This is a genomic window from Burkholderia seminalis DSM 23518, assembly GCF_902832885.1.
In the GTDB taxonomy this organism is placed as follows: domain Bacteria; phylum Pseudomonadota; class Gammaproteobacteria; order Burkholderiales; family Burkholderiaceae; genus Burkholderia; species Burkholderia seminalis.
Map to the genome: position 1 here is coordinate 19553 of NZ_CADFDK010000001.1, position 26483 is coordinate 46035.

A 26483-nucleotide genomic window follows, 5' to 3' on the forward strand; every position below is an offset into this window, starting at 1 on the left:
GGCTTCAGACGAGCGCGATCCAGTTCGCGCCGCGTCCGCCCGGCACGCGCGTGTGCAGCGTCAGCGCGCCGTCGTCCGGCGCGATCGCATACACGGCCACGTGTTCCGACTGTTCGCCGCAGGCGACGAGCCAGCGTCCCGACGGATCGATCGCGAAGCCGCGCGGCTGCGTCTCGGTCGCCGTCGCGTGCGCGGGTTCGAACGACCCGTCCTCGTTGCGGCGATAGCAGAGCAGGCGGCTCGACGTGCGTTCGCTGACGTACGCGAAACGTTCGTCGGGCGTCAGGTGCAGGTCGGCGGCCCACACGGACGGCTCGGCGGGCGCGGGCGGGCGCGCATGGCCGGGCGCGAGTCCGGCGACGGCCGGATGGCGTGCGCTCACGTGTGCGTCGCCGAGCCTGCCGGTGTCGGGGTCGCGCGCGAAGGACGCGAGCGTGGCCTGGAATTCGCTGACGACGACGAGCGTGCGGCCGTCATCCGCGAACCGCAGGTGACGCGGGCCGAAACCGGCCGGCACGCGCGTGTCGCCGTGTTCGACCGCGCGCAGGCCGGCCGCATCCTCGACGAGCGCGAAGGCGAACACGCGGTCCGAGCCGAGCGAGCCGACGTACGCGAAACGGTTGTCCGGCGACACGATCACCGAGTGCGCGTTCGCGATGCCGGGCGCGACCTGCAGCGGCGTGCCGTCGCCGTCGCGCACGCGGGCGGCGTCGTAGAGGCTCAGCGAATTCCCGCCGTACGACGCGCCGAGCAGCCAGCGGCCGCTGCGGTCGAGCGACAGGTACGCGTGGCTCGCGTCGATCGCCGTCGTGCCGATGCGCGCAAGCGCGCCCGTGGCGGCGATGCGGAACGCGACGATCGTCGGTTGTTCGCCGCGCGTCGCGACGTAGAGCCGTGCGCGGTCGGCCTGTACGGCGATCGGCATCGCGACGTCGGCGGCCGGGTAGCGCGCGAGCGGTGCGAGCGTGCCGTCGCCGGCGAGGGAGAACGTGGCGAGGTCGCCGTCGGCGGCATTCGAGACGACGACAGTCAGGCGGTCAGTGTTCGGCATGGCGGAGCATCGAGGCGTTCGTGAAGGATTCGTCGGCCGGCAGGCCGCGCGGCGGATCGCTGCGCCGCTGGGTGCGTGCGAACAGCGCGGCGAACGCGGCGACGAGCGAAGCGATCGCGAGCGCATACAGGCCGCCCGTGATCGAACCCGTATGTTGCTTCAGATAGCCGAACGCCGTCGGCGCGACGAAGCCGCCGAGGTTGCCGACCGAGTTGATCAGCGCGATCACGGCCGCGGCCACGCGCGTGTCGAGGTATCCCTGCGGGATCGGCCAGAACAGCGACGCCGCGGCCTTGAAGCCGAGCGCGGCGAAGCAGATCGACGCGAACGACCACACCGGGTCGTGCGACGTCGACGCGAACAGCCCGCACGCGGCGAGCACGAGCGCACTGGCGAGCCAGCGCTGCGGATGCTTCCACTTCGACGACAGCACCGCGAAGCCGTACATCGCGCCGATCGCGATCATCCACGGAATCGTGTTGTACAGGCCGACCTGGAAATCGGTGAGGCCGCCCATCTTGCGGATGATCGTCGGCAGCCAGAACGTGGCCGCGTAGATCGTCAGCTGGATCGAGAAGTACAGGAAGCAGAACAGCACGATCTGCGGGTCGCGCAACAGTGCGGTCGCGCGCACCGGCACGTTCGAACGGACGTCGCGCGTCGCCCGTTCCTCGTCGAGCGCGTTCTGGAGCGCCGTGCGCTCTTCGGCGGTGAGCCACGTTGCATCGCGGATATGCGATTTCAGCAGCAGCCAGCTCGCGCCGCACAGTGCGACCGAGAACAGCCCTTCGATCAGGAACATCCATTGCCAGCCTTCGAGGCCGAAGCCGCGGATCGACAGCAGCGCGCCGGTCACGGGCCCCGAGAGCACCGACGCGAACGCGGAGCCGCCGAGGAAGATCGCCATCGCCTTGCCGCGCTCCTGCGGCGGCAGCCATTGCGACAGGTACAGCACGACGCCGGGGAAGAAGCCGGCCTCGGCCGCGCCGAGCAGGAAGCGCAGCGTATAGAACGACGTGTCGTTCCACACGAACGCCATCGCGGCCGCGACGATGCCCCACGTCGCCATGATCCGCGCGAGCCACACGCGTGCGCCGTAGCGCTGCATCAGCAGGTTCGACGGCACCTCGAACAGCGCATAGCCGACGAAGAACAGCCCGGCGCCGAGCCCGTACGCGGCCGCGCCGATGCCGATCGACGCTTCGAGGTGGCGATCGACGAAGCCGACGTTCACGCGGTCGATGTAGTTCGCGATGAACATGATCAGCACGAGCGGCAGCACGTGCCACTTCACTTTCGAGACGGCGGACGCGAGCGGGTCGCGGCCAGGCAGGGCGGGCGAGGGCGGGTTCAACGGTGTCTCCGGTCGGACGGCTGCGGACGGGGCGGCGACCCGCGTACGCGTCTGGTTGGCGGTCTATGTAGTATGTCGTCGTATGACATGGTACGCCGGAGCGTGACCGAAGACGTCGCGGGTTTACCCGGAATTAGTTCAAATATTGGGGAATCTCACGAGATTGGCGTGACGGTACTTAATGTCTGATGACGTATGACATTGGTGGAGACGCCGGCCCTACCTGACGCGCGAGGTCGGCGTGCGCGGCATCCGCGCGAACAGCATCCACATGGGCTGGAGGTGGGGCGTGCCGCCCCCGAGGAGTTTCCGGCAGGCGGCGGGATGACGGAAGAGCAGATCCTCGCGCCGATCGCGTCTAATATTGCGCTCGCGAAGCTGCCGACCGACGACGATTGCGCGCGCGGCGCTGTTTCTCGCGTCCGACCAAGCGAACGCGGTGACGGGCGCGACGCTCGACGCGGACGGCGGCGATTTCATGCCTTGACGATGGAGCAACGGATCATGCAGGACAACCCACACGCGCGGCATTTTTTCGCGTTCAACGGCGACGCGGACGGCCTGTGCGCGCTGCAGCAGCTGCGGCTCGCGGAGCGCGTGCGCGGCACGCTCGTGACCGGCGTGAAGCGCGACATCAGGCTGCTCGAGCGGATCGACGCACGCGCGAGCGACATCGTCACCGTGCTCGACGTGTCGCACGACCAGAACCGCGACGCCTGCGCGCGGCTGCTGCGCGGCGGCGCGACGATCCGCTATTTCGACCATCACTTCGCGGGCGAACTGCCCGACGATCCGCGTTTCGACGCGCATATCGACACGGCGGCCGACGTCTGCACGAGTGTGATCGTGAACCGCCATCTCGGCGGCCGGCACGTGCGCTGGGCGATCGTCGCGGCATTCGGCGACGAACTGCCGGCGCTCGGCGACGCGCTCGCACGCGAGCACGGGATCGGCGAGGCCGAGCGCGGCACGCTCGCCGAACTCGGCCTCTACCTGAACTACAACGCGTACGGCGAGTGCGTCGGCGATCTGCACTTCGATCCGGCGGTGCTCGCCGATGTGATGTTGCCCTGCGCCGAGCCGCTCGATTTCGTGCGCGGGACCGACGTGTTCGCCGCGTTACGCGACGGCTACCGCGACGACATGGCGCGTGCCTGCGCGCTCGCGCCATTGCGCGAGGTGCCGGGCGCGACGCTGGTCCGGATGCCGGACCACCCGTGGGCGCGGCGCGCGACGGGGATGCTTGCGAACGAACGGATGCGCAAGGCGCCGCATGCGGCGCTCGCGGTGCTGTCGCCGCGTGCGGACGGCGGGCTGGTCGTCAGCGTGCGCGTGCCCGACGGCCGGCCGCTCGGCGCCGACGAGTTCTGTCGCGGTTTCGCGACCGGTGGCGGGCGCAAGCGCGCGGGCGGCATCAACCATCTGCCGGAAGCGGAGTTCGATGCGTTCGCCGAGCGTTTCGAGGCCGCGTTCCGGCTCGATTGACGCAGCAGCCGGCCGCTCCCGGTCACGCGGCGCGCGGCATGCCGCGCTTCGGCGCGCCGCTTTCCGTCGCTTGCGCACTGATCGAAACCCTGTTTGCAGGCAGAGCCGCCCAGCGCGGCGTACCCGACATCGAGCGTGGGCCGGTGTGCGCGGCGAAGCATCGTCGGAATGGAGCAACGCGTTTCACCGGGCAACGCGTTGCGCTGGCAGCGACCGCCATCGGCGGCGAGCGTCGACACCGCGCGGCACAGCCGCGACAATACGCACCTCCTTCCGCTTTCGTCATCGAGGTGCCCGTGCCCGCCCAGTCCTCCGTTGCTCCCGCGATCGTCTGGTTCCGCGACGATCTGCGCGTGACCGACCAGCCCGCGCTGACGCGCGCGGTCGAGTCGGGCCGGCCGCTCGTGTGCGTGTTCGTCGACGACACCGGCGCTGGCGCCGGGCGTCCGCTCGGCGGCGCGGCACGCTGGTGGCTGCACGGGTCGCTCGCCGGGCTCGATGCCGCGCTCGCGCGTCATGGCGGACGCCTGCTGCTGCTGCGCGGCGACGCGCCGCGCGAGATCGAACGTGTCGTGCACGATACGGGCGCGGCAGCCGTGTACTGGAACCGTCGTTATGCGCAGCCGCAGCGCGACGCCGACGCGGCGCTGAAGACGTCGCTCAAGGCGCGCGGCGTCACGGTCGAGAGCAGCAACGGCAGCCTGCTGAACGAGCCGTGGGAGGTGCTGACGGGCAGCGGCGGCCCGTACCAGGTGTTCACGGCGTACTGGCGGGCGGCGCGCCGCGATCGCACGGTCGTCGCGCCGCTGCCGGAGCCCGGGCGGATCGCGTTTCATCCATGGCCCGAAGCCGTGCGCGACCGCGCGCTGTCGCTCGACGCGCTCGCGCTGCTGCCGGATGCGCCGGACTGGGCCGGCGGCTTGCGCGATGCATGGCCGGCACCCGACGAGGCCGGCGCGCACGCGCGGCTCGACGCATTCGTGACGACCTCGCTCGCCGGCTACGCGGACGCGCGCGACCGTCCCGATCGCCCCGCGACGAGCCGGCTGTCGCCGTTCCTGCGCTTCGGCAACGTGTCGCCGCGACAGGTATGGCATGCGGTGCAGGGCGCCGCGCATGCCGGCGGCGCGGCCTATGCCGCGGACGCCGATAAATTCCTGAGCGAACTCGGCTGGCGCGAATTCAGCTACACGCTGCTGTATCACTTCCCGGCGCTCGCGACCGACAACTTCCGCGCGCAGTTCGATGCGATGCCGTGGCGCGACGATCCCGCCGCGCTGCACGCGTGGCAGCGCGGGCTGACCGGTTATCCGCTCGTCGATGCGGGCCTGCGCGAACTGTGGGCGACCGGCTGGATGCACAACCGTGTGCGGATGGTCGTCGCCTCGTTCCTGATCAAGCATCTGCTGCTCGACTGGCGCGCGGGCGAAGCGTGGTTCTGGGACACGCTGGTCGACGCGGACCCGGCGAACAACGCGGCGAGCTGGCAGTGGGTGGCCGGCTGCGGCGCCGATGCCGCACCGTATTTCCGCATCTTCAATCCGGTCGCGCAGGGGCAGAAGTTCGATCCGGACGGCGCCTACGTGCGGCGCTGGGTGCCCGAACTCGCGGGTCTCGACAACGCGTCGATCCATGCGCCGTGGGAAGCGTCGCCGCTGGAGCGCGAGGCGGCCGGCGTGCGGCTCGGCGTCGACTATCCGGAACCGCTCGTCGAGCATGCGGCCGCACGCGCCCGTGCGCTCGATGCGCTGGCCGCATTGCCGAAGCGGCGTTGACCGCGCGTTCGCGCGGCGCGGTTTGACACGTCAGTTGCAGAACGCGACGTGTTCGAGCAGCGCATACGCGACGTCCGGACCGAAGTAGGCCGCGCCGCACCACGTGACGAACGCGAGCGTGCCGGCGGCCAGCGCCGCACGGATCAGGCCCATGCCGCGTTGCCCGACGCGGGCCGCGCGACGCGCGCGTCGTTGATCGGCAGGTGCGGCAGCGCCGCGAGCACGCCGAGCGCGATCGAGCCGATCCACAGCGGCATGTACGAGTGCGTCGCGTCGTATACGACGGCCCCGAGCCAGACGCCGAAGAAGCTGCCGAGCTGGTGCCCGAAGAACACGAAGCCGAACAGCGTCGCGATGTAGCGCACACCGAACACCTGAGAGATCACGCCGTTCGTCAGCGGCACCGTGCCGAGCCACGTGAACCCCATCACCGCCGCGAAGACGTAGACGCTCGCGGGCGACAGCGGCGCGGCGACGAACACCGCCATCGCGAGCGCGCGCACGAGGTACAGCACCGACAGCACGTATTTGCGCCGCAGCAGCCCGCCGAGATGGCCGCACGCGTAGGTGCCCGCCACGTTGGTCAGTGCGATCAGCGCAAGCGCGACGCTTGCATGGCGCGCGGGCAGCCCGTGGTCGAGCAGGTACGCGGGCAGGTGCGTCGCGATGAACGCGAGCTGGAAACCGCACGCGAAGAACCCCGCGTTCAGCAGCCAGAAGCCGCGATGCGCGAATGCCTCGCGCACGGCCTCGCCGATCGACTGGCCGGGGCCGGCGGCGGCATCGGCCGTCTGCACGGGGCGGTCGCGCAGCAGCACGGCGAGCGGCGCGAGCAGCGCCGCGACGAGCGCCAGCGCGATGAACGCGTGCCGCCAGCCGATGCCGCCGATCAGCGCCTGCGCGACGGGCACCATGCAGAACTGGCCGAGCCCGCCGATCGCGCCCGCGACACCGAGCGCCCAGCCGCGCCGCTCGGGCGGAAACAGGCGGCTCAGCGCACCGTAGATCGACGCGAAGGCCGAGCCCGACAGCGCGATGCCGATCACGAGCCCGGCGCCGACCGTAAACAGGCCGGTCGTGGCCGCATGCGCCATCGTGACGAGCCCGGCCGCGTACAGGAGCATGCCGGCGACGATCACGCGCACCGAGCCGAAGCGGTCGGCGATCATTCCCGTGAACGGCTGCGCGACGCCCCAGACCAGGTTCTGCAGCGCCAGCGCGAGGCCGAACGCTTCGCGCGACCAGCCGTGGTCGAGCGAGACGGGCGCGAGGAACAGGCCTTGCACGTGGCGGATGCCGAGCGCGGCGCCCATGATCAGGCCGCCGGCGAGCACGGGCAGCCAGCGGCGTCGGACTTCCTGCTCGATCGGGGTCATGCGTGTCTCCGGATGAAGGTGCGCGGTCGAAACGGCCGCGCTCGATCCGATTAGACGATCGGGCCCGCGATCGCTCAAGCGATCATTCGGTCAGGTTGGCATGCGCATCGGGAATGCGAGGGTGCGGCGGCGCTGCCTGCAGTCGCGGGCGGCGGCTTACGCCGGTGACGTCGTGTCGTACGCGCGCATCGCCGCATCGCATTCGGCGGCCTCGGCGAGCATCCAGTCGCGCACCTCGACGACTTCGCGGCGCGGGGCCGGATCGTGCTGGAACAGCCAGTAGCCGTACGTATCCGTCAGCGCCTGCGTGTGCGGGCCGAGCACCGCGAGCCGCCCGTCCGCGAGCATCGGCGCGACGAGCGCGAGCCGGCCGAGCGCGACGCCCTGGCCCGCGATCGCGGCCTGGATCACCTGGTCGTACTGGTTGAAGCGCAGCACGCCTTTCGGGCGCGCGTCGCCCAGCCCGGCCGCATGCAGGTGCGCGTGCCACTGCAGCTGCGGTTGCGGCGGTCCGTCGAATTCGAGCAGCACGTGGTCGGCGATCGCGGCCGCGCGCGTGACCGGCCGCGCGGCGAGCGCGGGATGCGCGACCGGGACGACGATCTCGTCGAACAGGCGCAGCGCGCCGGCCGGCGCGCGGTCGCGCGAACAATAGCGGATGCCGAGGTCGATGCCTTCGGTGCGCAAATCGAGTACCTTGTCGTTCGCGGCGACGCGCAGGTCGACCGCGGGCAGGCGCGCCTGCAGCCGCCCGAGCCGCGGCAACAGCCACAGCGCGGTGACGCCGATGCTGGCGGTGATCGTGACGGGCTGGCGTTCGCGCGCGGCGGCGAGCGACGCGACGGTGTCCTGCAGGCCGTGCAGCGCCGCATCCGCGACGCGGAACAGTCGCTCGCCTTCCGGCGTGAACGCGATCTTCCGGTAGCCGCGCTGCAGCAACGCGACGCCGAGATGCGCCTCGAGCGCATGGATCTGGCGGCTGACCGCCGACTGCGTGACGCACAGGTCCTGCGCGGCGAGCGTGATGCTCATGCGGCGGCCGACCGCGACGAAACCGCGGACGAGATCGAGCGACGGAAGACGGACGAGCGGCGTTGACATGCGCGTGACTCATGCGAACGGAGCAGCAAGATTGGTTGAGAACGCGCCACGCGTCAAGTTCAATGGAGGCTTGACGAGGGGCGCGGGGCGGCCGCGAGGCAGGGGGATGGGTAGGCGCTGAAGCGCTGACTCGGGCCGACCGCGAGGCATGGGGTTCGAGTCAGCGCTAAAGCGCCAACTTGGCGCCGACCGCAGAGCATGGGGTTCGAGTCAGCGCTAAAGCGCCAACTTGGCGCCGACCGCAGAGCATGGGGCCCAAGTAAGCGCTAAAGCGCTAACTTGGGCCGACAGGAGACAGGATGACGATTTCGAACGAAGGAAGCGGGGCGGCGCAGCGCAGTCGCGCGGCGGGCGCATGGCCGCCGGAGCCCGTGACGCTGCGCGCGGCCGACGGTTACGAATTGCGTGGCCATGTGTGGCGCCATCGCGGCGGCGGCGCCGTGCGGCCCGTCACGGTCGTCAATTGCGCGACGTCGGTACGCTGCGACTACTACTTCCGTTTCGCGGCCTGGCTGTTCGCGCAGGGGCGCGACGTGCTCGTCTACGACTATCGCGGGATCGGCGCTTCACGCCCCGCGCAGCTCGCGAAGCTGCACGCGACCTGGCTCGACTGGGGGCGGCTCGATTGCGAAGCCGCGCTGCAGTATGCGCGCGACGCGTTTCCCGGCCAGCCGCTCGATGTCGTCGCGCACAGCATCGGCGGCTGCCTGCTCGGGCTCGCGGCATCGAACGTACACGTGCGGCATGCGGTGACCGTCGGTGCGCAGTATGCGTACTGGCGCGACTACCTGCCGGCCGAGCGGCGCCGCATGTGGTGGAAGTGGCATGTCGCGATGCCCGCGCTCGCGGCCGTGTTCGGCTATGTGCCCGCGAAGCGGCTCGGCTGGATGGAGGACACGCCGCGCGGGGTCGCGCTGTCGTGGGCGCGCGCGCAGCCGCGTTTCGAGGATGGCTACATCGGCGGCGTGCTCGATACCGGGACCGTCGGCCGCGCCGCGGTGCCCGCGCGCTTCGCGGGGCTGTCGGCGCCGATGCTCGCGATCGGCATCGACGACGACGCGTTCGGCACGGTCGAGGCGATCGAGCGGCTGGTCGGCTACTACACGGGCAGCAACGTCACGCATCTGAGGATCGCGCCGGCCGACATCGGCGTCGACGCGATCGGTCATTTCGCGTTTTTCCACAGCCGCTTCACCGACTCGCTGTGGCCCGTCGCGCTGTACTGGCTGCAACACGGCGTGCTGCCGGCCGATGCGCCGGGCGCCGTGCATGCGCTTCACCCGGCGTCGCGCGGGCCGATAGCGGCCGGCGGCGTGCCGGGTGTGGCCGCGAACGGTTGACGTGGCGCCCGCCGCGCATCGCCCCGTCGCGATCCGCTTCCCGGTCCTGCCGCGCCGGTTGCCGGCCGGCGCGATCGATTAACATCGGACGTTTCCATTCACAGCACAGGCTGCGCGTGCCGATGTCCACTCCGTCCGAATCCGCTTCCCCGCTCGACACGCCCCGCGCGTGGCGCGTGCACGCGCTCGACCTGCCGGATGCCGCATCCCGTGCCGGCGTGCGGGTCGCGCGTATCGATTTCGACTGGCGCGTGCCGCTGTCGTCGCCCGCGTATGCGGCACTCGGCGACGCCGAGCGGGCGCGCGCCGCGCGCTACATGCGCCACGAGGATGCGGTGCGCAGCGCCGCGACGCGCGCCGCGTTGCGCGACGTGCTCGGCGCGGCGCTCGAGGTCGCGCCGCATGCGGTCTCGATCGTCGTCGATGCATCGGGGCGGCCGTCGCTGGATCGCGCGCATCGCGCGTCGCTCGACTTCAACGTGTCGCACGCAGGCGATCACGCGTTGATCGCATGGGCGCCCGCGGGCCGCGTCGGCGTCGATATCGAGGGCTGTGACCGCGTCGCCGACTGGCGCGCGCTGACGCGTGAAGTCTGCGCACCCGCCGAGGTCGCGCATCTCGACCGCATGCCGCCCGCGGTGCGCGCGAGCGAATTCATGCGCGTGTGGTCCGCGAAGGAAGCGCTGCTGAAGGCGCTCGGCACGGGCATCGTCGGCGGGCTGCGCTCGTTCGCGGTGGTGCCGCCGCGCGACGCGGCGACGCCCGCGACGACGATCGTCGAGCCGGCCGCGCCTGCGGCCGGCGTCGCGGCGTTCGACGCGGCGTGGCTCGACGCGGCGCCCGGCTATGCGGCGTGCGTCGCGTGGACGCGCGTGTAAGCGGGCGTTGGCGCCCGGTGCTCATTCGAGCGGCGCATCGTTGGGCGCCGCATAGCGCGCCTTGATCACGTCGCTCATCGGGAAGTCGAACGACAGCCCCTTCGGCGGCACCGGCTTCATGAACCATTTGTCGTACGGCGCGTTGATCTCGCCGCTTTTCATCAGCTGCGCGAGCACGCCGTCGACGAGCGCCTTGAACTGCGGATCGTCCTTGCGCAGCATGAACCCGTAGGCTTCCGACGACTGCGGCGTGCCGACGATCTGCCAGTCGGCCGGCTTCGCGGCGAGCTGGCGCACGCCCGCGAGCAGCACGTCGTCCATCATGTACGCGGCCGCGCGGCCCGATTCGAGCGTGAGGCGTCCCTCGCCGTAGTCCTTCGCGCTGATGATCTGCATGTTCATCTTCTTGTCCTCGTTCATCTTGCGCAGCAGGCGTTCGGACGTCGTGCCCTGGTTCGTCACGACCGTCTTGCCGGCGAGGTCGGGGAAGTCGCGGATGCCCGACGTCGTGCGCGTGAGCAGCCGCGTCGTCGCGACGAAGAAGGTGGTCGAGAACGCGACCTGCGCATGGCGCGCGGCGAGGTTGGTCGTCACGCCGCATTCGAGGTCGACGGTGCCGTTCTGCACGAGCGGAATGCGGTTCTGCGACGTGACGGGGATGAAGCGCACCTGCAGGTCGGGCTTGCCGGTGCGCGCCTTCACGGCCGCGATCACGCGGTCGCACAGGTCCTGCGAGAAGCCGATCACCTTGCCGCCCGTATCGACGTAGGAGAACGGCACCGACGTCTCGCGATGGCCGATCGAGATCAGGTTGTTCCGCCGGATTTTCTCGAGCGTGCCGGACAGCGGTTCCGCGGCGAGCGCGGCGCCGCATGCCAGCAGGCACGCCGCGGTGAGCAGCGGGCGGCCGAACCGGGCGGCGAATCGTGACGGGAAGGGCATGGCGGGTCTCCGTGGCGAATGGTGATTCGTATGTTGCCAAAAACAAAATAATTGCAACATATGTTAATAACCGGATTCCGCCGGCCGGTCCGGCGGGCCGCGCCGGACATCAGGGAAACTCCCGAGTCGAAATCGATGAAAAACGGGTTGTCTAGACAAGTTGTCGTGGCTACACTTCAATCCATTCCGAACTTGTCTAGACAGGATTGCTCACATGATTACGTTGACCCCCGGCCATCTGACCCTCCCGCAACTGCGCCAGATCGCGCGCGAATCCGTGCAGCTCGCGCTCGACCCGGCCAGCTTCGCGAAGATCGACGCCGGCGCGAAGGCCGTCGCCGACATCGCCGCGAAGGGCGAGCCGGCCTACGGCATCAACACGGGTTTCGGCCGCCTGGCCAGCACGCACATCCCGCACGACCAGCTCGAGTTGCTGCAGAAGAACCTGGTGCTGTCGCATGCGGTCGGTGTCGGCGAGCCGATGGCCCGTTCGTCGGTGCGCCTCCTGATGGCGCTGAAGCTGTCGAGCCTCGGCCGCGGCCACTCGGGCATCCGCCGCGAAGTGATGGACGCGCTGATCACGCTGTTCAACGCCGACGTGCTGCCGCTGATCCCGGTGAAGGGCTCGGTCGGCGCATCGGGCGACCTCGCGCCGCTCGCGCACATGTCGGCGGTGCTGCTCGGCGTCGGTGAAGTGTTCATCCGCGGCGAGCGTGCGAGCGCGCTCGACGGGCTGCGCGTCGCGGGCCTCGCGCCGCTGACGCTGCAGGCGAAGGAAGGCCTCGCGCTGCTGAACGGCACGCAGGCATCGACCGCGCTGGCGCTCGACAACATGTTCGCGATCGAAGACCTGTACCGCACGGCGCTCGTCGCCGGCGCGTTGTCGGTCGACGCGGCAGCCGGTTCGGTGAAACCGTTCGACGCCCGCATCCATGAACTGCGCGGCCACCAGGGCCAGATCGACGCGGCGGCGTCGTATCGCGAGCTGCTCGAAGGCTCGCCGATCAACCAGTCGCACCGCGACTGCGACAAGGTGCAGGATCCGTACAGCCTGCGCTGCCAGCCGCAGGTGATGGGCGCGTGTCTGGACCAGATGCGCCATGCGGCCGACGTGCTGCTGGTCGAAGCGAACGCCGTGTCGGACAACCCGCTGATCTTCCCTGACACCGGCGAAGTGCTGTCGGGCGGCAACTTCCACGCCGAGCCGGTCGCGTTCGCGGCCGACAACCTCGCGCTGGCCGCATCGGAAATCGGCGCGCTGGCCGAACGCCGCATCGCGCTGCTGATCGACGCGACGCTGTCGGGCCTGCCCCCGTTCCTCGTGAGGGACGGCGGCGTGAACTCGGGCTTCATGATCGCGCACGTGACGGCGGCCGCACTCGCATCGGAAAACAAGACGCTCGCCCACCCGGCGTCGGTCGACTCGCTGCCGACTTCCGCGAACCAGGAAGACCACGTGTCGATGGCGACGTTCGCCGCGCGCAAGCTCGCCGACATCGCGGACAACACGAAGCACATCCTCGCGATCGAACTGCTGGCCGCGGCCCAGGGCGTCGACCTGCGCGCGCCGTACCACACGAGCCCGAAGCTGGCGCCGGTGATGGAGACGATCCGCGGCAAGGTCGCGCATTACGAACTCGACCACTACTTCGCACCGGACATCGCGGCGGTCGCGAAGCTCGTCGGCGAGCGCGCGTTCGCGAAGGTCGCACCGTTCTCGTTCGCATCGGAACAGTAAGCCGATGAGCGCGCCGGTCTACCAGGAGATCAAGGATTTCATCCTGGCCCGCATCCACGCCGGCGAGTGGGAGGAGGGCGACCAGGTGCCGTCCGAGAACGAGCTGGCGCGCGAATTCAAGGTGGCGCGCATGACCGTCAACCGCGCGCTGCGCGAGCTGACGGCCGAGCAGGTGCTCACGCGCATGAAGGGCGCGGGCACCTACGTCGCGCGGCCGAAGTACGAGTCGACGCTGGTGGCGATCCGCAGCATCTCGGAGGAGGTCGGCGCGCGCGGGCATGCGTATCGGGCGAGCGTGCTCGGCCTCGACACGGTCCGCGCGGACGACGCGCTCGCCGACGAGATGCAGGTGGCCGTGCGCACGAAGCTGTTTCATTCGCAGGTGCTGCACTTCGAGAACGACGAGCCCGTGCAGCTCGAAGAACGGTGGGTGAATCCGGCGGTCGCGCCGGATTACGCCGAGCAGGATTTCACGAACACGACGCCGAACCTGTACCTGATGCGCGCGGCCCCGCTGCAGCGCGTCGAGTACCGGATCGAAGCGGCGGCCCCGGCGCCGGAGCGGCGCGAGCAGCTGCGGATGGACAACGTCGAACCGTGTCTGGTTTTACATCGGCGCACCTGGTCGCAGGGCGTCGTCGCCTCGGTGGCGAATCTGTGGCATCCCGGCAGCCGTTACCGCTTCACCGGGCATTTCTGATTCCTATTTGATAGTCATTTTCCCTCGGGAGCAGTCGTCATGAACCATCCGAAACACATCGATCCCCGTCTCGATCCGACGCGCACGATCCGCGCGCCGCGCGGCAGCGAGAAGACCTGCAAGACCTGGCTGGCCGAGGCGGCCTACCGGATGATCCAGAACAACCTGGACCCGGAAGTCGCCGAGCATCCGCATGCGCTCGTCGTGTACGGCGGCATCGGCCGCGCGGCGCGCAACTGGGAATGCTACGACCAGATCCTCGCGTCGCTGAAGGATCTCGAGGAAAACGAAACGCTGCTGATCCAGTCGGGCAAGCCGGTCGGCGTGTTCCGCACGCACAAGGATGCGCCGCGCGTGCTGCTCGCGAACTCGAACCTCGTGCCGCACTGGGCGAACTGGGATCACTTCCACGAGCTCGACCGCAAGGGCCTGATGATGTATGGCCAGATGACGGCCGGCAGCTGGATCTACATCGGCAGCCAGGGCATCGTTCAGGGCACGTATGAAACGTTCTTCTCGGTCGCGAACCAGCACTTCAACGGCGATCCGTCGGGCCGCTGGATCCTGACGGGCGGCCTCGGCGGCATGGGCGGCGCGCAGCCGCTGGCCGCGACGATGGCCGGCTTCTCGATGATCGCGGTCGAATGCGACGAGACGCGCATCGACTTCCGCCTGAAGACGCGCTACGTCGACAAGAAGGCAACGACGCTCGACGAAGCGCTCGGCATGATCGAGGAAGCGAAGCGCACGGGCAAGCCCGTGTCGGTCGGCCTGCTCGGCAACGCCGCCGACGTGTTCGCGGAACTCGTCACGCGCGGCATCACGCCGGACTGCGTGACCGACCAGACGAGCGCGCACGATCCGATCAACGGCTACCTGCCGCAAGGCTGGACCGTCGCGCAATGGCGCGAAGCGCAGAAGGTCGATCCGCAGAGCATCGTGAAGGTCGCGAAGCAGTCGATGGCCGTCCAGGTGCGCGCGATGCTGGCGCTGCAGGAACGCGGCGCGGCGACGCTCGACTACGGCAACAACATCCGCCAGATGGCGCTGGAAATGGGCGTCGAGAACGCGTTCGACTTCCCGGGCTTCGTGCCGGCGTACATCCGTCCGCTGTTCTGCGAAGGCAAGGGCCCGTTCCGCTGGGTCGCGCTGTCGGGCGATCCGGAAGACATCTACAAGACCGACCAGAAGGTGAAGGAGCTGATCCCCGACGATCCACACCTGCACAACTGGCTCGACATGGCGCGCGAGCGCATCGCGTTCCAGGGCCTGCCGGCACGGATCTGCTGGGTGGGCGTGAAGGATCGCTATCGTCTCGGCCAGGCATTCAACGAGATGGTCAAGAACGGCGAACTGAAGGCCCCGATCGTGATCGGCCGCGACCACCTCGACACCGGCTCGGTCGCCAGCCCGAACCGCGAGACGGAATCGATGAAGGACGGGTCGGACGCGGTCAGCGACTGGCCGCTGCTGAACGCACTGCTGAACACGGCAGGCGGCGCATCGTGGGTGTCGCTGCATCATGGCGGGGGCGTCGGCATGGGCTTCTCGCAGCACTCGGGCGTCGTGATCGTCGCCGACGGCACGGCTGAAGCGCACGAGCGTCTCGGTCGCGTGCTGCTGAACGACCCGGCGACGGGCGTGATGCGCCATGCGGATGCCGGCTACGAACTCGCGCAGCAGACGGCTCGCGAAGCCGGCCTGAAGCTGCCGATGCTCGGCCGCTGAGCATGACGGCGCTCGACCAGGCGCCGGTGAACGCGACGCTGATCCGCGCGGCGGATCTCGTCGCGTCGCCGTGGAAGAACGGCGGCGGCGTGACGCGCGAGATCGGCGCGTTCCCGCCCGGCGCCGCGCTCGACGCGTTCGCGTGGCGCGTGAGCGTCGCGGACGTCGGCACGGCCGGCCCATTCTCGCGTTTCGACGGGATCGACCGCACGCTCGTGCTGCTGTCCGGCGCGGGCATGACGCTCGCCGAAGCGGGCGGTGCGCACCATGTGCTCGACGTGCCGCTGGCCCGTGCGGATTTCGCAGGGGAAGCGGCGATCGACGCGACGCTGCACGACGGCGCGACGCGCGACTTCAACCTGATGACGCGCCGCTCGGCCGCGCGCGGCACGCTCGACGTGTGGCGCGCGGGCGCGCACCATGTCGCGCCGGCCGATACCGTGCTGCTGTTCTGCGCGACCGGCGCCGTCGGTGTCTCAATCGACGGCACGCGCCACGCACTGGAAGAAATGGACACGCTGCGGCTCGACGGGCCGCGGCGTGCGTTTGACGTCGTCGTGAGCGGGGGCGGTGCGTTGCTCGCCGTTTCGCTCGCCGTCGGCGAACGAGACTGAACGAATGAAACCGACTGTCTGGCATCACCTGAGGCTGTGTCCGCACGGCCATCCCGACGAAACGATCGACGACGCGGCGATCGCGGTCGACGAAACCGGCACGATCGTGTGGCTCGGCGCGTGGTCCGCGCTGCCGCACGGTTACGCGCACTGGCCGCGCGAAGACCTGCACGGCGCGTGGGTGACGCCGGGCCTCGTCGATTGCCATACGCACCTCGTGTACGGCGGCACGCGTGCGGACGAATTCGCGCAGCGCCTCGCGGGCGTCAGCTACGAGGAAATCGCGCGGCAGGGCGGCGGGATCGTGTCGACGGTGCGCGCGACGCGCGCGGCCGACGAAACGACGCTGTTCGTGCAGGCCGCCGCGCGCCTGCAGCCGCTGCTCGCCGAAGGCGTGACAGCGATCGAGATCAAGTCGGGCTACGGGCTCGACCTCGCGAGCGAGCGCAAGATGCTGCGCGTCGCGCGCCAGCTCGGCGAGCGCTTTCCGGTCACGGTCTACACGACCTTCCTCGGCGCGCATGCGCTGCCGCCCGAATACGCGGGCCGGGCGGACGCGTACATCGACGAAGTGTGCGACCGCATGCTGCCGGCGCTCGCCGACGAGGGTCTCGTCGACGCGGTCGACGTGTTCTGCGAACGCATCGGCTTCTCGCTCGCGCAGACCGAGCGCGTGTTCGAGGCCGCGACGCGCCGCGGCCTGCCCGTGAAGCTGCATGCGGAGCAACTGTCGAACGCCGGCGGCACGGCGCTCGCCGCGCGCTATCGCGCGTTGTCCGCCGACCACCTCGAGTTTCTCGACGAAGCCGGCATCGAGGCGATGAAGGCGGCCGGCACGGTTGCCGTGCTGCTGCCCGGCGCGTACTACTTCATCCGAGAAACGCAACTGCCGCCGATCGAGCTGCTGCGCAAGCACGGCGTGCCGATCGCGCTCGCGACCGATCACAACCCCGGCACGTCGCCGCTCGAATCGCTGCTGCTGACGCTGAACATGGGCTGCACGCTGTTCCGCATGACGGTGCCGGAAGTGCTGCAGGGCGTCACGCGCCATGCAGCCGCGGCGCTTGGCCGCGCGGATCGCCACGGCGCGCTCGAGGTCGGCCGCCAGGCCGACTTCGCCGCGTGGTCGGTCGGTTCGCTGTCGGAGCTCGCGTACTGGATCGGCCGGCCGCTGTGCGAGCAGGTCGTGCGCGGCGGCACGACCGTGTTTCGCCGGATGAACGGATAGTTTTTGCAGGGAGCCGGGCCGGGTGCGACCGCGCTCGACCCGGCCGCTCGACAAGGAATCAGAATGACCGACACCATGTTGTTCGCGGACCACGCCTACCTGCCCGACGGCTGGCGCCGCAACGTGCTGCTGCGCTGGGACGCGGCCGGCACGCTGACCGGCGTGACGCCCGATACCGATGCGCCGGCAGACGTCGAGCGTGCGGCCGGCCCGGTGCTGCCCGGCATGCCGAACCTGCATTCGCACGCATTCCAGCGCGCGATGGCGGGGCTCACCGAATACCGCGCGAATCCCGCCGACAGCTTCTGGAGCTGGCGCGACCTGATGTACCGCTTCGCGCTGAAGATCACGCCCGACGCGCTCGCGGCGATCGCACGCTGGCTGTACGTCGAGATGCTCAAGTGCGGTTACACGTCGGTGTGCGAATTCCACTACGTGCATCACGCACAGGACGGCTCGCGCTATCCGCAGCTCGCGGAGCTCGGCACGCGCGTCGTCGATGCCGCACGCGCCGCCGGCATCGGTATCACGATGCTGCCCGTGTCGTACCAATTCGCCGGCTTCGGCAACAAGCCGCCGCGCGACGACCAGCGCCGCTTCATCAACACGCCCGACGGGCTGCTCGAACTGCTCGACGCGATGCGTCGCGCGGCGCCCGAGCACGGCGGCCTGCGCTACGGCGTCGCGCCGCACTCGCTGCGCGCGGTGTCGGAGAACGGGCTGCGCACGCTGATCGACGGGCTGCCCGGCGACGCGCCCGTTCACATCCATATCGCCGAACAGACGGCCGAGGTCGACGACTGCGTGCGCGCGTACGGCGCGCGTCCCGTCCAATGGCTGCTCGATCGCTTCGACGTCGATGCGCGCTGGTGCCTCGTGCATGCCACGCACGTCGATGCGACCGAGACGGCCGCGCTCGCGAAGCGTCGCGCGGTCGCCGGCCTGTGCCTGACGACCGAAGCGAACCTGGGCGACGGCGTGTTCCCGGCCGTCGACTATCTCGCGCAGGACGGCGTGATCGGCGTCGGCTCGGACAGCCACGCCTCGGTCGATTGGCGCTCGGAGCTGCGCCTGCTCGAATACGGGCAGCGGCTCGTGCACCGCGCGCGCAACGTGCTGGCGAGCGAGTCGCAGGCACACGTTGCCGATCGCCTGTTCGACGCATCGCTCGCGGGCGGCGCACAGGCGAGCGGGCGGCGTGTCGGCGCGCTGCGCGAAGGCTGCCGCGCCGACTGGCTGGTGCTCGATCCCGATCATCCGGCGATCGCCGAACATGGCAGCCCGTCGTGGCTGTCGGGCATCGTGTTCGCCGAACACGGCGAGACGCCCGTGCTCGACGTCTACACGGGTGGCGAACGCGTCGTGAGCGGCCGCCGCCATCGCGACGAAGACGCTGCATACGCGGACTACCGCGCCGCGCTGGCGCAACTGCTGCGCTGACACGCGGCAACCGGCGCGCGTGCGTGCGCCGGCCGACTCTTACGGTGAGGCGACATGACTGAACAACCGGCTGTATTCACGCTGAAGCAGGGCACGCTGCCGCTGCTGATCTCGATTCCGCACGCAGGCACGCACATCCCCGAGGACATCGCGGCGACGATGACGCCCGACGCGCGCTTCGTCGACGATTGCGACTGGCATCTCGAGCGGCTGTACGGCTTCGCGACCGATCTCGGCGCATCGATCCTGGTGCCGTCGCACGCGCGTTACGTCGTCGACCTGAACCGTCCGCCCGACAACGAGAACCTGTACCCGGGGCAGGACACGACGGGGCTCGTGCCGGTCGATACGTTCGACAAGGCGCCGCTCTATCCGGCGAATGCGCTGCCCGGCAACGACGAGATCATGCGTCGCCGCGACCGCTACTGGCTGCCGTATCACGACGCGCTGCAGCGCGAGATTGCACGCCTGAAGCGCGAGCACGGCCGCGTGCTCGTATGGGAAGCGCATTCGATCCGCTCGCATGTGCCGCGCTTCTTCGACGGCCGCCTGCCGGACTTCAATTTCGGCACGTCGAGCGGCGCGAGCGCCAGGCCCGGTCTCGCGGAGGCGCTGGCCGCGTGCGTGCTCGCACACGGCGGTTATACGGCCGTCGCGAACGGCCGCTTCAAGGGCGGTTACATTACCCGTCACTACGGCGTGCCCGACACCGGTGTCGAAGCCGTGCAGCTCGAGCTGTCGCAGATCACCTACATGGAAGAGACGCGTCCGTACGCGTACGACGAAGCGCGCGCCGCGCGGATTGCGCCGCTGTTGCAGACGCTCGTCGAAACCGCGCTCGCGCATCGCTGAGCGCGGGCCGCTCGCATGCGGCAGCGCGGCGGAGCAGGGCGTCGCGGCCCGCCGGCATGCAGCAGGCGCGCCGACGCAATGCACAACACGGCATCGATCGCGGGGATCGATGCCGTTTTTTCATCTGATCGATGTCGTCGTCGGCGCCTGAAAATTTGACGCAATTTTTAGGTGATATAAGCTGAATGTCAGGAAGTCGTCACGCGCGCACCGGCGGCGAGGGCATCGACGATGGCCGTACCGCGCCGGAATGCGCTGCGAGACACCTTGCCGACGTGTCGCCGCGCGGCTTTGCCGCATGCGCTTGATCGCGACGCGTGTCCTGCCTCCTTCAGTCAGTCGAGTACGATCGTGAAAGCCGCCAGCCCTTCGATACGCCGGACGCGAAGTCCGTCGGCGGGCGCGCCGCCTCAGGCCGGGCCGAACCGGCATGCTGAATGCGGCACGCGTGCCGCCCCTTTACGCGAACCTCGTTTCTTCGCCATTTCCCATCGCGGCCCGCGCCGCTTCAACCTCGTGACCGCGCAGGTGTTCAGCGCGGTGCAGTGCGACGGCAGCGCATCGTTGTTGCCCTAGCGTCTTGTTCCGCTTCCGTTGCGGGCCGCACCGCGGCTTGCCGCATCGTTCGCGCGGCCGGATCGCGCATGCGCTCGCGCTGCGCGACGGCACGCGCGTGCGGCGCAGCCGCCGGCCTTCGTCGTCCCGTGCGCACGCATGCGGCGCGCGATTACCGGAGAGGGAGAGACGCTCATGCGTGCGCGCCCGATCGTAGCCGTCACCGCCGACCGCATCCTGCGCGGTGCGCATCCGAATCACACGGCCGGCGAGAAGTACCTCGCCGCGCTCGTCGACGGCGCCGGCGCGCTGGCGTTGGTGCTGCCCGCGCTCGGCGCGCGCCAGCCGCCCGACGCGATCATCGCGGCGGTCGACGGGCTGCTGTTTACGGGCAGCTATTCGAACGTCGAGCCGCATCATTACGGCGGCGCCGCGAGCGCGCCCGACACATTGCACGATGCCGCGCGCGATGCGACCGCGTTGCCGCTGATCCGCGCGGCGATCGAGGCGGGCGTACCCGTGCTCGCGATCTGCCGCGGCATGCAGGAGCTGAACGTCGCGTACGGCGGCACGCTGCATCAGCGGCTGCACGCGACGAACGGCTTCGACGATCATCGCGAACGGGCGGCCGATCCGCTCGAGCGGCAGTATGGTCCCGCGCACGTCGTGCAACTCGCGCCGGGCGGCCTGCTGCAGCGGGTCGCGCGCGGCGTGCACGAGGCGACCGTCAATTCGCTGCACGACCAGGGCATCGCCCGGCTTGGCGCGGGGCTCGTCGTCGAAGCGAGCGCGCCCGACGGGCTCGTCGAGGCCGTCAGCGTGCGCGGCGCGCGCGCGTTCGCGCTCGGCGTGCAGTGGCATCCCGAATGGCGCTACGCGGAACAGCCGCTGTCGCGCGACATCTTCGCGGCATTCGGCGCGGCGTGCCGCGCGCGCATGACGCGCCGCATTCATGCTGCCGGCGGCGCGATCGCGCCGCCGAGCGCATCCGACGTCGACTGAACGAGGCCGATCATGCAACCCGAACTGAGCGAATTCCTGCGGCAGCACCGCATCACCGAGGTCGAGGCGATCATCCCCGACATGGCCGGCATCGCGCGCGGCAAGATCATTCCGCGCAACAAGTTCGAATCAGGCGAATCGATGCGCCTGCCGCAGGCCGTGATGGTGCAGACCGTGACCGGCGATTATCCGGAGGACGGCACGCTGACCGGCGTGACCGATCCCGACATGGTGTGCGTGCCCGATCCGTCGACGATCTGCCTGATTCCGTGGGCCGTCGATCCGACCGCGCAGGTGATTCACGACTGCGTGCATTTCGACGGTTCGCCGGTCGAGATCTCGCCGCGCTACGTGCTGCGCCGCGTGCTCGACCTGTACGAGGCGAAAGGCTGGAAGCCCGTCGTCGCGCCGGAACTCGAGTTCTATCTCGTCGACATGAATGCCGATCCCGACCTGCCGCTGCGCCCGCCGATCGGCCGCACGGGACGCGCGGAAACCGGCCGCCAGTCGTATTCGATCGAGGCCGTCAACGAATTCGATCCGCTGTTCGAGGACATCTACGAGTACTGCGAAATGCAGGGCCTCGATATCGAGACGCTGATCCACGAAGTCGGCGCCGCGCAGATGGAGATCAACTTCGTGCACGGCGATGCGCTGCCGCTGGCCGACCAGGTATTCCTGTTCAAGCGCACGGTGCGCGAGGCCGCGCTGCGCCACAACATGTACGCGACCTTCATGGCCAAGCCGATGGAAGGCGAACCGGGATCCGCGATGCACATTCACCAGAGCCTGGCGGACATGCGCACCGGGCGCAACCTGTTCGCCGACGAGGACGGTTCCGTGTCGCCGCTGTTCCGCAGCTATCTCGCGGGGCTGCAGAAATACACGCCGGCGCTGATGCCGATCTTCGCGCCGTACATCAACTCGTACCGCCGGCTGTCGCGCTTCATGGCCGCGCCGATCAACGTGCAGTGGGGCTACGACAACCGGACGGTCGGCTTTCGCATCCCGCAGTCGAGCCCCGTCGCGCGCCGCATCGAGAACCGCATTCCGGGCGTCGACTGCAACCCGTACCTCGCGTTCGCCGCGACGCTCGCGGCCGGCTATCTCGGCATGACGCAGCAGCTCGCGCCGACCGAGCCGATTGCCTCAGACGGTTACGACCTGCCTTACCAGCTGCCGCGCAATCTGGAAGAGGGCATCTCGCTGATGGCCGCGTGCGAGCCGCTCGCCGGCATTCTCGGCGACAAGTTCGTGAAGGCCTATCTGGCGCTGAAGGAAACCGAATACGAAGCGTTCTTCCGCGTGATCAGCTCGTGGGAACGCAGGCATCTGCTGCTGCACGTCTGAACGTGCGGCGCCGTTTCATGGAGGAAACATGACCGATCGACACGAAGCCCGCTCGCCGCACTCGACCGCCGAATACCGCGCGCTCGACGCCGCGCACCACATCCACCCGTTCTCGGACATGGGTGCACTGAACCGCGCCGGCAGCCGCGTGATCGTGAAGGCCGACGGCGTCTACCTGTGGGATTCGGACGGCAACAAGGTGATCGACGGGATGGCCGGCCTGTGGTGCGTGAACGTCGGCTACGGCCGCAAGGAACTCGCCGACGCCGCGTATCGCCAGCTGCAGGAACTGCCGTTCTACAACACCTTCTTCAAGACCACGCACCCGCCGGTGATCGAGCTGTCCGCGCTGCTCGCGGAAGTGACGCCGGCCGGCTTCAACCACTTCTTCTACTGCAACAGCGGCTCGGAAGGCAACGACACCGTGCTGCGCCTCGTGCACCAGTACTGGCGCGTGCAGGGCAAGCCGCAGAAGAAGTTCGTGATCTCGCGCAAGAACGGCTACCACGGCTCGACCATCGCGGGCGGCACGCTCGGCGGGATGGGCTACATGCACGAGCAGATGCCGTCGAAGGTCGAGCACATCGTGCATATCGACCAGCCGTATTTCTTCGGTGAAGCGCAGCCGGGCGAGACGCCGGAAGCGTTCGGCCTCGCGCGCGCGCAGCAGCTCGAGGCGAAGATCCTCGAACTCGGCGCGGAGAACGTTGCCGCGTTCATCGGCGAGCCGTTCCAGGGCGCGGGCGGCGTGATCTTCCCGCCGTCGACGTACTGGCCGGAAATCCAGCGGATCTGTCGCAAGTACGACATCCTGCTCGTCGCCGACGAGGTGATCGGCGGCTTCGGGCGCACCGGCGAATGGTTCGCGCATCAGCACTTCGGCTTCGAGCCGGACCTGATCACGATGGCCAAGGGCCTCACGTCGGGTTATGTGCCGATGGGGGCGGTCGGCATTCACGAGCGCGTGGCGCGACCGATCATCGACAACGGCGAATTCAATCACGGCCTCACGTACTCGGGCCATCCGGTGGCGGCGGCCGTCGCGGTCGCGAACCTGAAGCTGCTGCGCGACGAAGGCATCGTCGAGCGCGTGAAGACCGATATCGGGCCGTATTTCCAGCGTCGGCTGCGCGATGCGCTGGGTGACCATCCGATCGTCGGGGAGATCGCGGGCGCGGGGCTCGTCGCAGGCGTTCAGCTTGCGCGCGATCGCGGCCGGCGCGAGCGGTTCGGTGCGGACGTCGATATCGGCACGATCTGCCGCGACTTCTGCTTCAACGGCCACCTGATCATGCGCGCGACCGGCGACCGGATGCTGCTGTCGCCGCCGCTCGTGATTCGCGAGGCGGAAGTCGACGAGATCGTCGACAAGGCGAAGCATGCGTTCGATGCGACGGCGGAGCGGGTGGGGTAAGTCGTGCAACGATTCGGCCGTGCTCGCGTGGCCGCGACTCGATCATGTCGCAGCGCGTTGCGGCTTTACCGGCGGACATTCGGTGAATGCCGGTGGACCGGACCGGTTTGGCGGTGACGGCGACTCCGCCGTGTGGTGTTTCCTGCGCCGGACCGGCCATGACGGCCGGTCCAGTCGGTGCAACGTGAACCGCGCGTTGCCTGAAGGGGAATAAAACCGCGCGGTATCAAACGTGCGTGAACCGCTGCCGCTCGAAGGCCATGATGTGCGCAACCGAAGACGCGATATCCATCGCTCCGGTTTCGACGACGACATCGGGCGCGGCCGGAACTTCGTAGGGATCCGAGATGCCGGTGAATTGCGTCGTCTGGCCGGTGAACGCTTTTGCGTAAAGCTGCTTCGGATCGCGTGCGGAACAGGTTGCAATATCGGTTTTCAGATAAACCTCGACGAACCGATCTGCGCCCACGATATGTCGTGCCCGTTGCCGGTCGGCTTCATAAGGCGAGATCAGCGCGACGATGACGGTAAAACCCTGCGCATTGAGCAATTTCGCCATTTCGGCGGTGCGACGGCAGTTCTCGGTACGATCTTCCCGCGAGAAACCGAGATCGGGAGACACGCCCGCCCGCAATTCGTCGCCGTCGAGTATGCATGTCGGAATATCGCGCGCGCGCAACTGCCTGGCGATCTCGCGCGAGAGGGTTGACTTGCCGGCGCCGCTCAGACCGGTAAGCCACAGGGTGTAGTCGTTCTTCTCTTGTGCCATGGGTGTCAATCTCTATCACCAGCTCTGACCATCGCAAGTCAAGATTTCGTGCCTAAATGCGATGCCGATTCGGCTGGTTGTTATTTGGTGTAAGGATTCTATGCATCCGGATTTCTACAAATGTTACAGAATAATTACCAAAAATTACACTGGCAATTTTCTTTCTTTCGTGTTGAAAGCTTGCTAATGACCTGAATGAAATGTCTGATCTTTGTTCGTCCGCCGGGTCGGAAGACGGTGTGGTACCAGCGGACGTTGATCCGCGAAGAAATGAACGATTTTGCCGTTGATCGCGCATTTCCCTGATTTGCATCAGCCGATACAAGCAATCGATGCTTGGCAAATTGACGCGCATCGATGGCCATAAAAGTTTGAGAGACAGCGTTCCTGCGCGGGATTCCGATTGGCAATGCGGCGATATTGTTGGAAAAGCGCACGGAACTCCAGCGCGTTGACCGCGAGGACATTGATTTTCCGCAGGTGAAAATCCGCGCGCGCGCACGCAGGGGCGTGTTGATCGAGGCCGCGGATACGTGGAGGAGGTGACAACGGCTGCGTCGTGAATCCGGCGCGGCAAAACGAAAAGGCCCTGCGTCGTGAGACGCAGGGCCTTGAATTCTTTGGTGGGCGGTACTGGGATCGAACCAGTGACCCCTGCCGTGTGAAGGCAGTGCTCTACCGCTGAGCTAACCGCCCAAAGAAGCTGAAATTATGTCAGGGCTTTGAGGGTCTGTAAAGCCCTTTCTGCAAATTTTTTCGAATGTCCGCCGGCACCCGCCGCCGACCGCCCGTTCAGCCCGCGAGCGCGGGCAGCCCGTCGATCGATGCGCGCACGTAGTCGGCGAAGCGTAGCGCGACCGGCTCGGCGGTGCCGCTGCGCTTGAGCGCAAGCGTGCGCGATTCGAGCGACGCATCCTTCAGCGGCCGGAACGCGAGCCGGTCGCTCTTCGCCTGCTGCAGCACGCGCGGCACCAGCGCGACCCCCATCCCGAACTCGATCATCGACAGGATCGTCTGCCACAGCCGCGCTTCGTGGCGGATCAACGGACTGAATCCCGCGTTCACGCACTGCGCGATGATCAGGTCGTGATAGTGCGGCGCCGCTTCGCGCGGAAACAGGATGAACGGTTCCGTCGCAAGCGCGGCGAGCGCGACTTGTCTGCGCCGCGTGAGCGGATGCGCGGCCGGCAGGCAGCACACGAATGGCTCCGCATAGACGGGCACCGATTCGACTTCGGGCGGGAAGTGGCCCCAGTGCGCATAGCCGAGATCGATCTGGCCACGCTGGATCGCCTGTACCTGCGCATGCGTGTTCATCTCGCTCAGCACGACCTCGACGCCCGGGTAGTCGGTTTCGAAGCGCCGTACCGCGTCGGGCAGCCCGCGATACAGCATCGAATGGACGAAGCCGATCCGCAGCCGGCCCGCGAGGCCCGACGCGGAGCGCACCGTCAGGCGCTCGGCCTCGGCCGCCTGCAGCAGCAGCCGGCGTGCCTCGCCGAGCAGCACCTCGCCCGCGTTGGTCAGCGCGACGGTCTTGTTGGTGCGCGAGAAGAGCTGCACGCCGAGCGTGTCCTCGAACTTGCGGATGTCGAAACTCAGCGCCGGCTGCGAGATGAACAGGCGCTTCGCCGCGCGCCCGAAATGCAGCTCCTCCGCGACCGCCACGAAATAGCGCAATTGCCTCAGTTCCACGGTGTCTCCTCCTAGCGTCGCCATCGATAAGCGACATCTATCGTACCGGATGAATCCTATATTGGACGCTTATCGATCGCGCGCCTACGCTCTGCG

At 68.6% G+C, this 26483-nt stretch carries 23 protein-coding genes and 1 tRNA gene; 15 read left to right on the forward strand and 9 right to left on the reverse strand.

Going from position 1 to position 26483, the window contains the following annotated elements; translation table 11 throughout:
* Positions 1 to 4: 4 nt before the first annotated feature.
* Positions 5 to 1051, reverse strand: coding sequence for a lactonase family protein (locus HWX00_RS00110; protein ID WP_049029397.1), 1047 nt, complete (start codon positions 1049 to 1051; stop codon positions 5 to 7).
* Positions 1038 to 2405 carry an MFS transporter gene (locus tag HWX00_RS00115; RefSeq protein WP_034190376.1) on the reverse strand — a complete coding sequence of 456 codons (1368 nt, stop codon included), beginning with the start codon at positions 2403 to 2405 and terminating at the stop codon, positions 1038 to 1040. The genes HWX00_RS00110 and HWX00_RS00115 overlap by 14 nt, the downstream gene beginning before the upstream one ends.
* A 364-nt stretch (positions 2406 to 2769) precedes the next feature.
* On the opposite strand from HWX00_RS00115, the gene HWX00_RS36665 reads away from it, so the two are divergent.
* The 3 genes from HWX00_RS36665 (at position 2770) to HWX00_RS00130 (ending at position 5665) form a co-directional block, all read left to right on the forward strand.
* On the forward strand, positions 2770 to 2892 hold the full coding sequence (locus tag HWX00_RS36665) for an SDR family oxidoreductase (protein ID WP_226103845.1): 123 nt from the start codon (positions 2770 to 2772) through the stop codon (positions 2890 to 2892).
* Between the two features lie 17 nt (positions 2893 to 2909).
* Positions 2910 to 3890, forward strand: a complete 981-nt coding sequence (locus tag HWX00_RS00125; protein ID WP_175028697.1) for an acetyltransferase — start codon at positions 2910 to 2912, stop codon at positions 3888 to 3890.
* A gap of 296 nt (positions 3891 to 4186) precedes the next feature.
* Positions 4187 to 5665: a cryptochrome/photolyase family protein gene (locus HWX00_RS00130; protein ID WP_124610083.1), complete on the forward strand. Its 1479-nt coding sequence runs from the start codon at positions 4187 to 4189 to the stop codon at positions 5663 to 5665.
* Positions 5666 to 5695: 30 nt separating this feature from the next.
* On the opposite strand, the gene HWX00_RS37130 is transcribed toward HWX00_RS00130, so the two are convergent.
* The 3 genes from HWX00_RS37130 to HWX00_RS00140 all read right to left on the reverse strand — a co-directional run bounded on the left by HWX00_RS37130 (position 5696) and on the right by HWX00_RS00140 (position 8142).
* Positions 5696 to 5818: a hypothetical protein gene (locus HWX00_RS37130; RefSeq protein WP_034190377.1), complete on the reverse strand. Its 123-nt coding sequence runs from the start codon at positions 5816 to 5818 to the stop codon at positions 5696 to 5698.
* The gene (locus tag HWX00_RS00135) at positions 5809 to 7041 is read right to left on the reverse strand and encodes an MFS transporter (protein WP_175028698.1); all 1233 of its coding nucleotides are present in this window, start codon (positions 7039 to 7041) and stop codon (positions 5809 to 5811) included. Before HWX00_RS00135 ends, HWX00_RS37130 begins: the two co-directional genes overlap by 10 nt.
* 156 nt (positions 7042 to 7197) lie before the next feature.
* Complete coding sequence (locus tag HWX00_RS00140) at positions 7198 to 8142, reverse strand: LysR substrate-binding domain-containing protein (RefSeq protein WP_059560166.1); 945 nt, start codon at positions 8140 to 8142, stop codon at positions 7198 to 7200.
* Between the two features lie 299 nt (positions 8143 to 8441).
* On the opposite strand from HWX00_RS00140, the gene HWX00_RS00145 reads away from it, so the two are divergent.
* Both HWX00_RS00145 and HWX00_RS00150 read left to right on the forward strand, forming a co-directional pair.
* Positions 8442 to 9482 (forward strand): alpha/beta hydrolase family protein, encoded by a 1041-nt coding sequence (locus HWX00_RS00145; RefSeq protein WP_034190380.1) that lies wholly within the window; start codon positions 8442 to 8444, stop codon positions 9480 to 9482.
* Between the two features lie 122 nt (positions 9483 to 9604).
* Positions 9605 to 10360: a 4'-phosphopantetheinyl transferase family protein gene (locus tag HWX00_RS00150; protein ID WP_175028699.1), complete on the forward strand. Its 756-nt coding sequence runs from the start codon at positions 9605 to 9607 to the stop codon at positions 10358 to 10360.
* A 21-nt stretch (positions 10361 to 10381) separates the two neighbouring features.
* Here HWX00_RS00150 and HWX00_RS00155 read toward each other — a convergent pair whose 3' ends face one another.
* Positions 10382 to 11302, reverse strand: a complete 921-nt coding sequence (locus HWX00_RS00155; protein ID WP_175028700.1) for a glutamate/aspartate ABC transporter substrate-binding protein — start codon at positions 11300 to 11302, stop codon at positions 10382 to 10384.
* Between the two features lie 214 nt (positions 11303 to 11516).
* On the opposite strand from HWX00_RS00155, the gene hutH reads away from it, so the two are divergent.
* The 10 genes from hutH to HWX00_RS00205 all read left to right on the forward strand — a co-directional run bounded on the left by hutH (position 11517) and on the right by HWX00_RS00205 (position 23923).
* On the forward strand, positions 11517 to 13040 hold the full coding sequence (gene hutH / locus HWX00_RS00160; protein ID WP_034190383.1) for a histidine ammonia-lyase: 1524 nt from the start codon (positions 11517 to 11519) through the stop codon (positions 13038 to 13040).
* Between the two features lie 4 nt (positions 13041 to 13044).
* On the forward strand, positions 13045 to 13740 hold the full coding sequence (gene hutC / locus HWX00_RS00165) for a histidine utilization repressor (protein WP_175028701.1): 696 nt from the start codon (positions 13045 to 13047) through the stop codon (positions 13738 to 13740).
* Between the two features lie 39 nt (positions 13741 to 13779).
* Positions 13780 to 15468 carry a urocanate hydratase gene (gene hutU / locus HWX00_RS00170; RefSeq protein WP_034190385.1) on the forward strand — a complete coding sequence of 563 codons (1689 nt, stop codon included), beginning with the start codon at positions 13780 to 13782 and terminating at the stop codon, positions 15466 to 15468.
* 2 nt (positions 15469 to 15470) lie between these two features.
* Positions 15471 to 16082 (forward strand): HutD/Ves family protein, encoded by a 612-nt coding sequence (locus tag HWX00_RS00175; protein WP_059560180.1) that lies wholly within the window; start codon positions 15471 to 15473, stop codon positions 16080 to 16082.
* 4 nt (positions 16083 to 16086) lie between these two features.
* Complete coding sequence (gene hutI, locus HWX00_RS00180; protein ID WP_069245675.1) at positions 16087 to 17310, forward strand: imidazolonepropionase; 1224 nt, start codon at positions 16087 to 16089, stop codon at positions 17308 to 17310.
* 63 nt (positions 17311 to 17373) lie between these two features.
* Positions 17374 to 18750 carry a formimidoylglutamate deiminase gene (locus tag HWX00_RS00185; RefSeq protein ID WP_175028702.1) on the forward strand — a complete coding sequence of 459 codons (1377 nt, stop codon included), beginning with the start codon at positions 17374 to 17376 and terminating at the stop codon, positions 18748 to 18750.
* A gap of 54 nt (positions 18751 to 18804) precedes the next feature.
* On the forward strand, positions 18805 to 19602 hold the full coding sequence (gene hutG / locus HWX00_RS00190) for an N-formylglutamate deformylase (RefSeq protein WP_049035489.1): 798 nt from the start codon (positions 18805 to 18807) through the stop codon (positions 19600 to 19602).
* Between the two features lie 750 nt (positions 19603 to 20352).
* A complete protein-coding gene (locus tag HWX00_RS00195) occupies positions 20353 to 21159 on the forward strand; it encodes a gamma-glutamyl-gamma-aminobutyrate hydrolase family protein (protein WP_175028703.1) in 807 nt (268 codons plus the stop codon).
* Positions 21160 to 21171: 12 nt separating this feature from the next.
* Positions 21172 to 22509, forward strand: coding sequence for a glutamine synthetase family protein (locus tag HWX00_RS00200; protein WP_034190391.1), 1338 nt, complete (start codon positions 21172 to 21174; stop codon positions 22507 to 22509).
* A 28-nt stretch (positions 22510 to 22537) separates the two neighbouring features.
* Positions 22538 to 23923 (forward strand): aspartate aminotransferase family protein, encoded by a 1386-nt coding sequence (locus HWX00_RS00205; RefSeq protein WP_175028704.1) that lies wholly within the window; start codon positions 22538 to 22540, stop codon positions 23921 to 23923.
* 226 nt (positions 23924 to 24149) lie between these two features.
* On the opposite strand, the gene cysC is transcribed toward HWX00_RS00205, so the two are convergent.
* The 3 genes from cysC to HWX00_RS00220 form a co-directional block, all read right to left on the reverse strand.
* Entirely contained in the window at positions 24150 to 24692 is a 543-nt protein-coding gene (gene cysC / locus HWX00_RS00210; RefSeq protein WP_034188971.1) for an adenylyl-sulfate kinase, read from the reverse strand.
* A 621-nt stretch (positions 24693 to 25313) separates the two neighbouring features.
* Positions 25314 to 25388, reverse strand: a tRNA-Val gene (locus HWX00_RS00215).
* A 96-nt stretch (positions 25389 to 25484) separates the two neighbouring features.
* A complete protein-coding gene (locus tag HWX00_RS00220) occupies positions 25485 to 26387 on the reverse strand; it encodes a LysR family transcriptional regulator (protein WP_069706954.1) in 903 nt (300 codons plus the stop codon).
* Positions 26388 to 26483: the final 96 nt, after the last annotated feature.

What these genes read in the sequence shown, in the direction of transcription:
- hutG (WP_049035489.1), top strand. Translation starts at nt 18,805, where the DNA reads ATGACTGAACAACCGGCTGTATTCACGCTGAAGCAGGGCACGCTGCCG.
- HWX00_RS00205 (WP_175028704.1), top strand. Translation starts at nt 22,538, where the DNA reads ATGACCGATCGACACGAAGCCCGCTCGCCGCACTCGACCGCCGAATAC.
- HWX00_RS00185 (WP_175028702.1), top strand. Translation starts at nt 17,374, where the DNA reads ATGACCGACACCATGTTGTTCGCGGACCACGCCTACCTGCCCGACGGC.
- HWX00_RS00135 (WP_175028698.1), bottom strand. Translation starts at nt 7,041, where the DNA reads ATGACCCCGATCGAGCAGGAAGTCCGACGCCGCTGGCTGCCCGTGCTC.
- HWX00_RS00150 (WP_175028699.1), top strand. Translation starts at nt 9,605, where the DNA reads ATGTCCACTCCGTCCGAATCCGCTTCCCCGCTCGACACGCCCCGCGCG.
- HWX00_RS00145 (WP_034190380.1), top strand. Translation starts at nt 8,442, where the DNA reads ATGACGATTTCGAACGAAGGAAGCGGGGCGGCGCAGCGCAGTCGCGCG.
- HWX00_RS00175 (WP_059560180.1), top strand. Translation starts at nt 15,471, where the DNA reads ATGACGGCGCTCGACCAGGCGCCGGTGAACGCGACGCTGATCCGCGCG.
- hutH (WP_034190383.1), top strand. Translation starts at nt 11,517, where the DNA reads ATGATTACGTTGACCCCCGGCCATCTGACCCTCCCGCAACTGCGCCAG.
- HWX00_RS00195 (WP_175028703.1), top strand. Translation starts at nt 20,353, where the DNA reads ATGCGTGCGCGCCCGATCGTAGCCGTCACCGCCGACCGCATCCTGCGC.
- HWX00_RS00155 (WP_175028700.1), bottom strand. Translation starts at nt 11,302, where the DNA reads ATGCCCTTCCCGTCACGATTCGCCGCCCGGTTCGGCCGCCCGCTGCTC.
- hutI (WP_069245675.1), top strand. Translation starts at nt 16,087, where the DNA reads ATGAAACCGACTGTCTGGCATCACCTGAGGCTGTGTCCGCACGGCCAT.
- hutC (WP_175028701.1), top strand. Translation starts at nt 13,045, where the DNA reads ATGAGCGCGCCGGTCTACCAGGAGATCAAGGATTTCATCCTGGCCCGC.
- HWX00_RS00200 (WP_034190391.1), top strand. Translation starts at nt 21,172, where the DNA reads ATGCAACCCGAACTGAGCGAATTCCTGCGGCAGCACCGCATCACCGAG.
- HWX00_RS00110 (WP_049029397.1), bottom strand. Translation starts at nt 1,051, where the DNA reads ATGCCGAACACTGACCGCCTGACTGTCGTCGTCTCGAATGCCGCCGAC.
- cysC (WP_034188971.1), bottom strand. Translation starts at nt 24,692, where the DNA reads ATGGCACAAGAGAAGAACGACTACACCCTGTGGCTTACCGGTCTGAGC.
- HWX00_RS00125 (WP_175028697.1), top strand. Translation starts at nt 2,910, where the DNA reads ATGCAGGACAACCCACACGCGCGGCATTTTTTCGCGTTCAACGGCGAC.
- HWX00_RS00140 (WP_059560166.1), bottom strand. Translation starts at nt 8,142, where the DNA reads ATGTCAACGCCGCTCGTCCGTCTTCCGTCGCTCGATCTCGTCCGCGGT.
- HWX00_RS37130 (WP_034190377.1), bottom strand. Translation starts at nt 5,818, where the DNA reads ATGGGCCTGATCCGTGCGGCGCTGGCCGCCGGCACGCTCGCGTTCGTC.
- hutU (WP_034190385.1), top strand. Translation starts at nt 13,780, where the DNA reads ATGAACCATCCGAAACACATCGATCCCCGTCTCGATCCGACGCGCACG.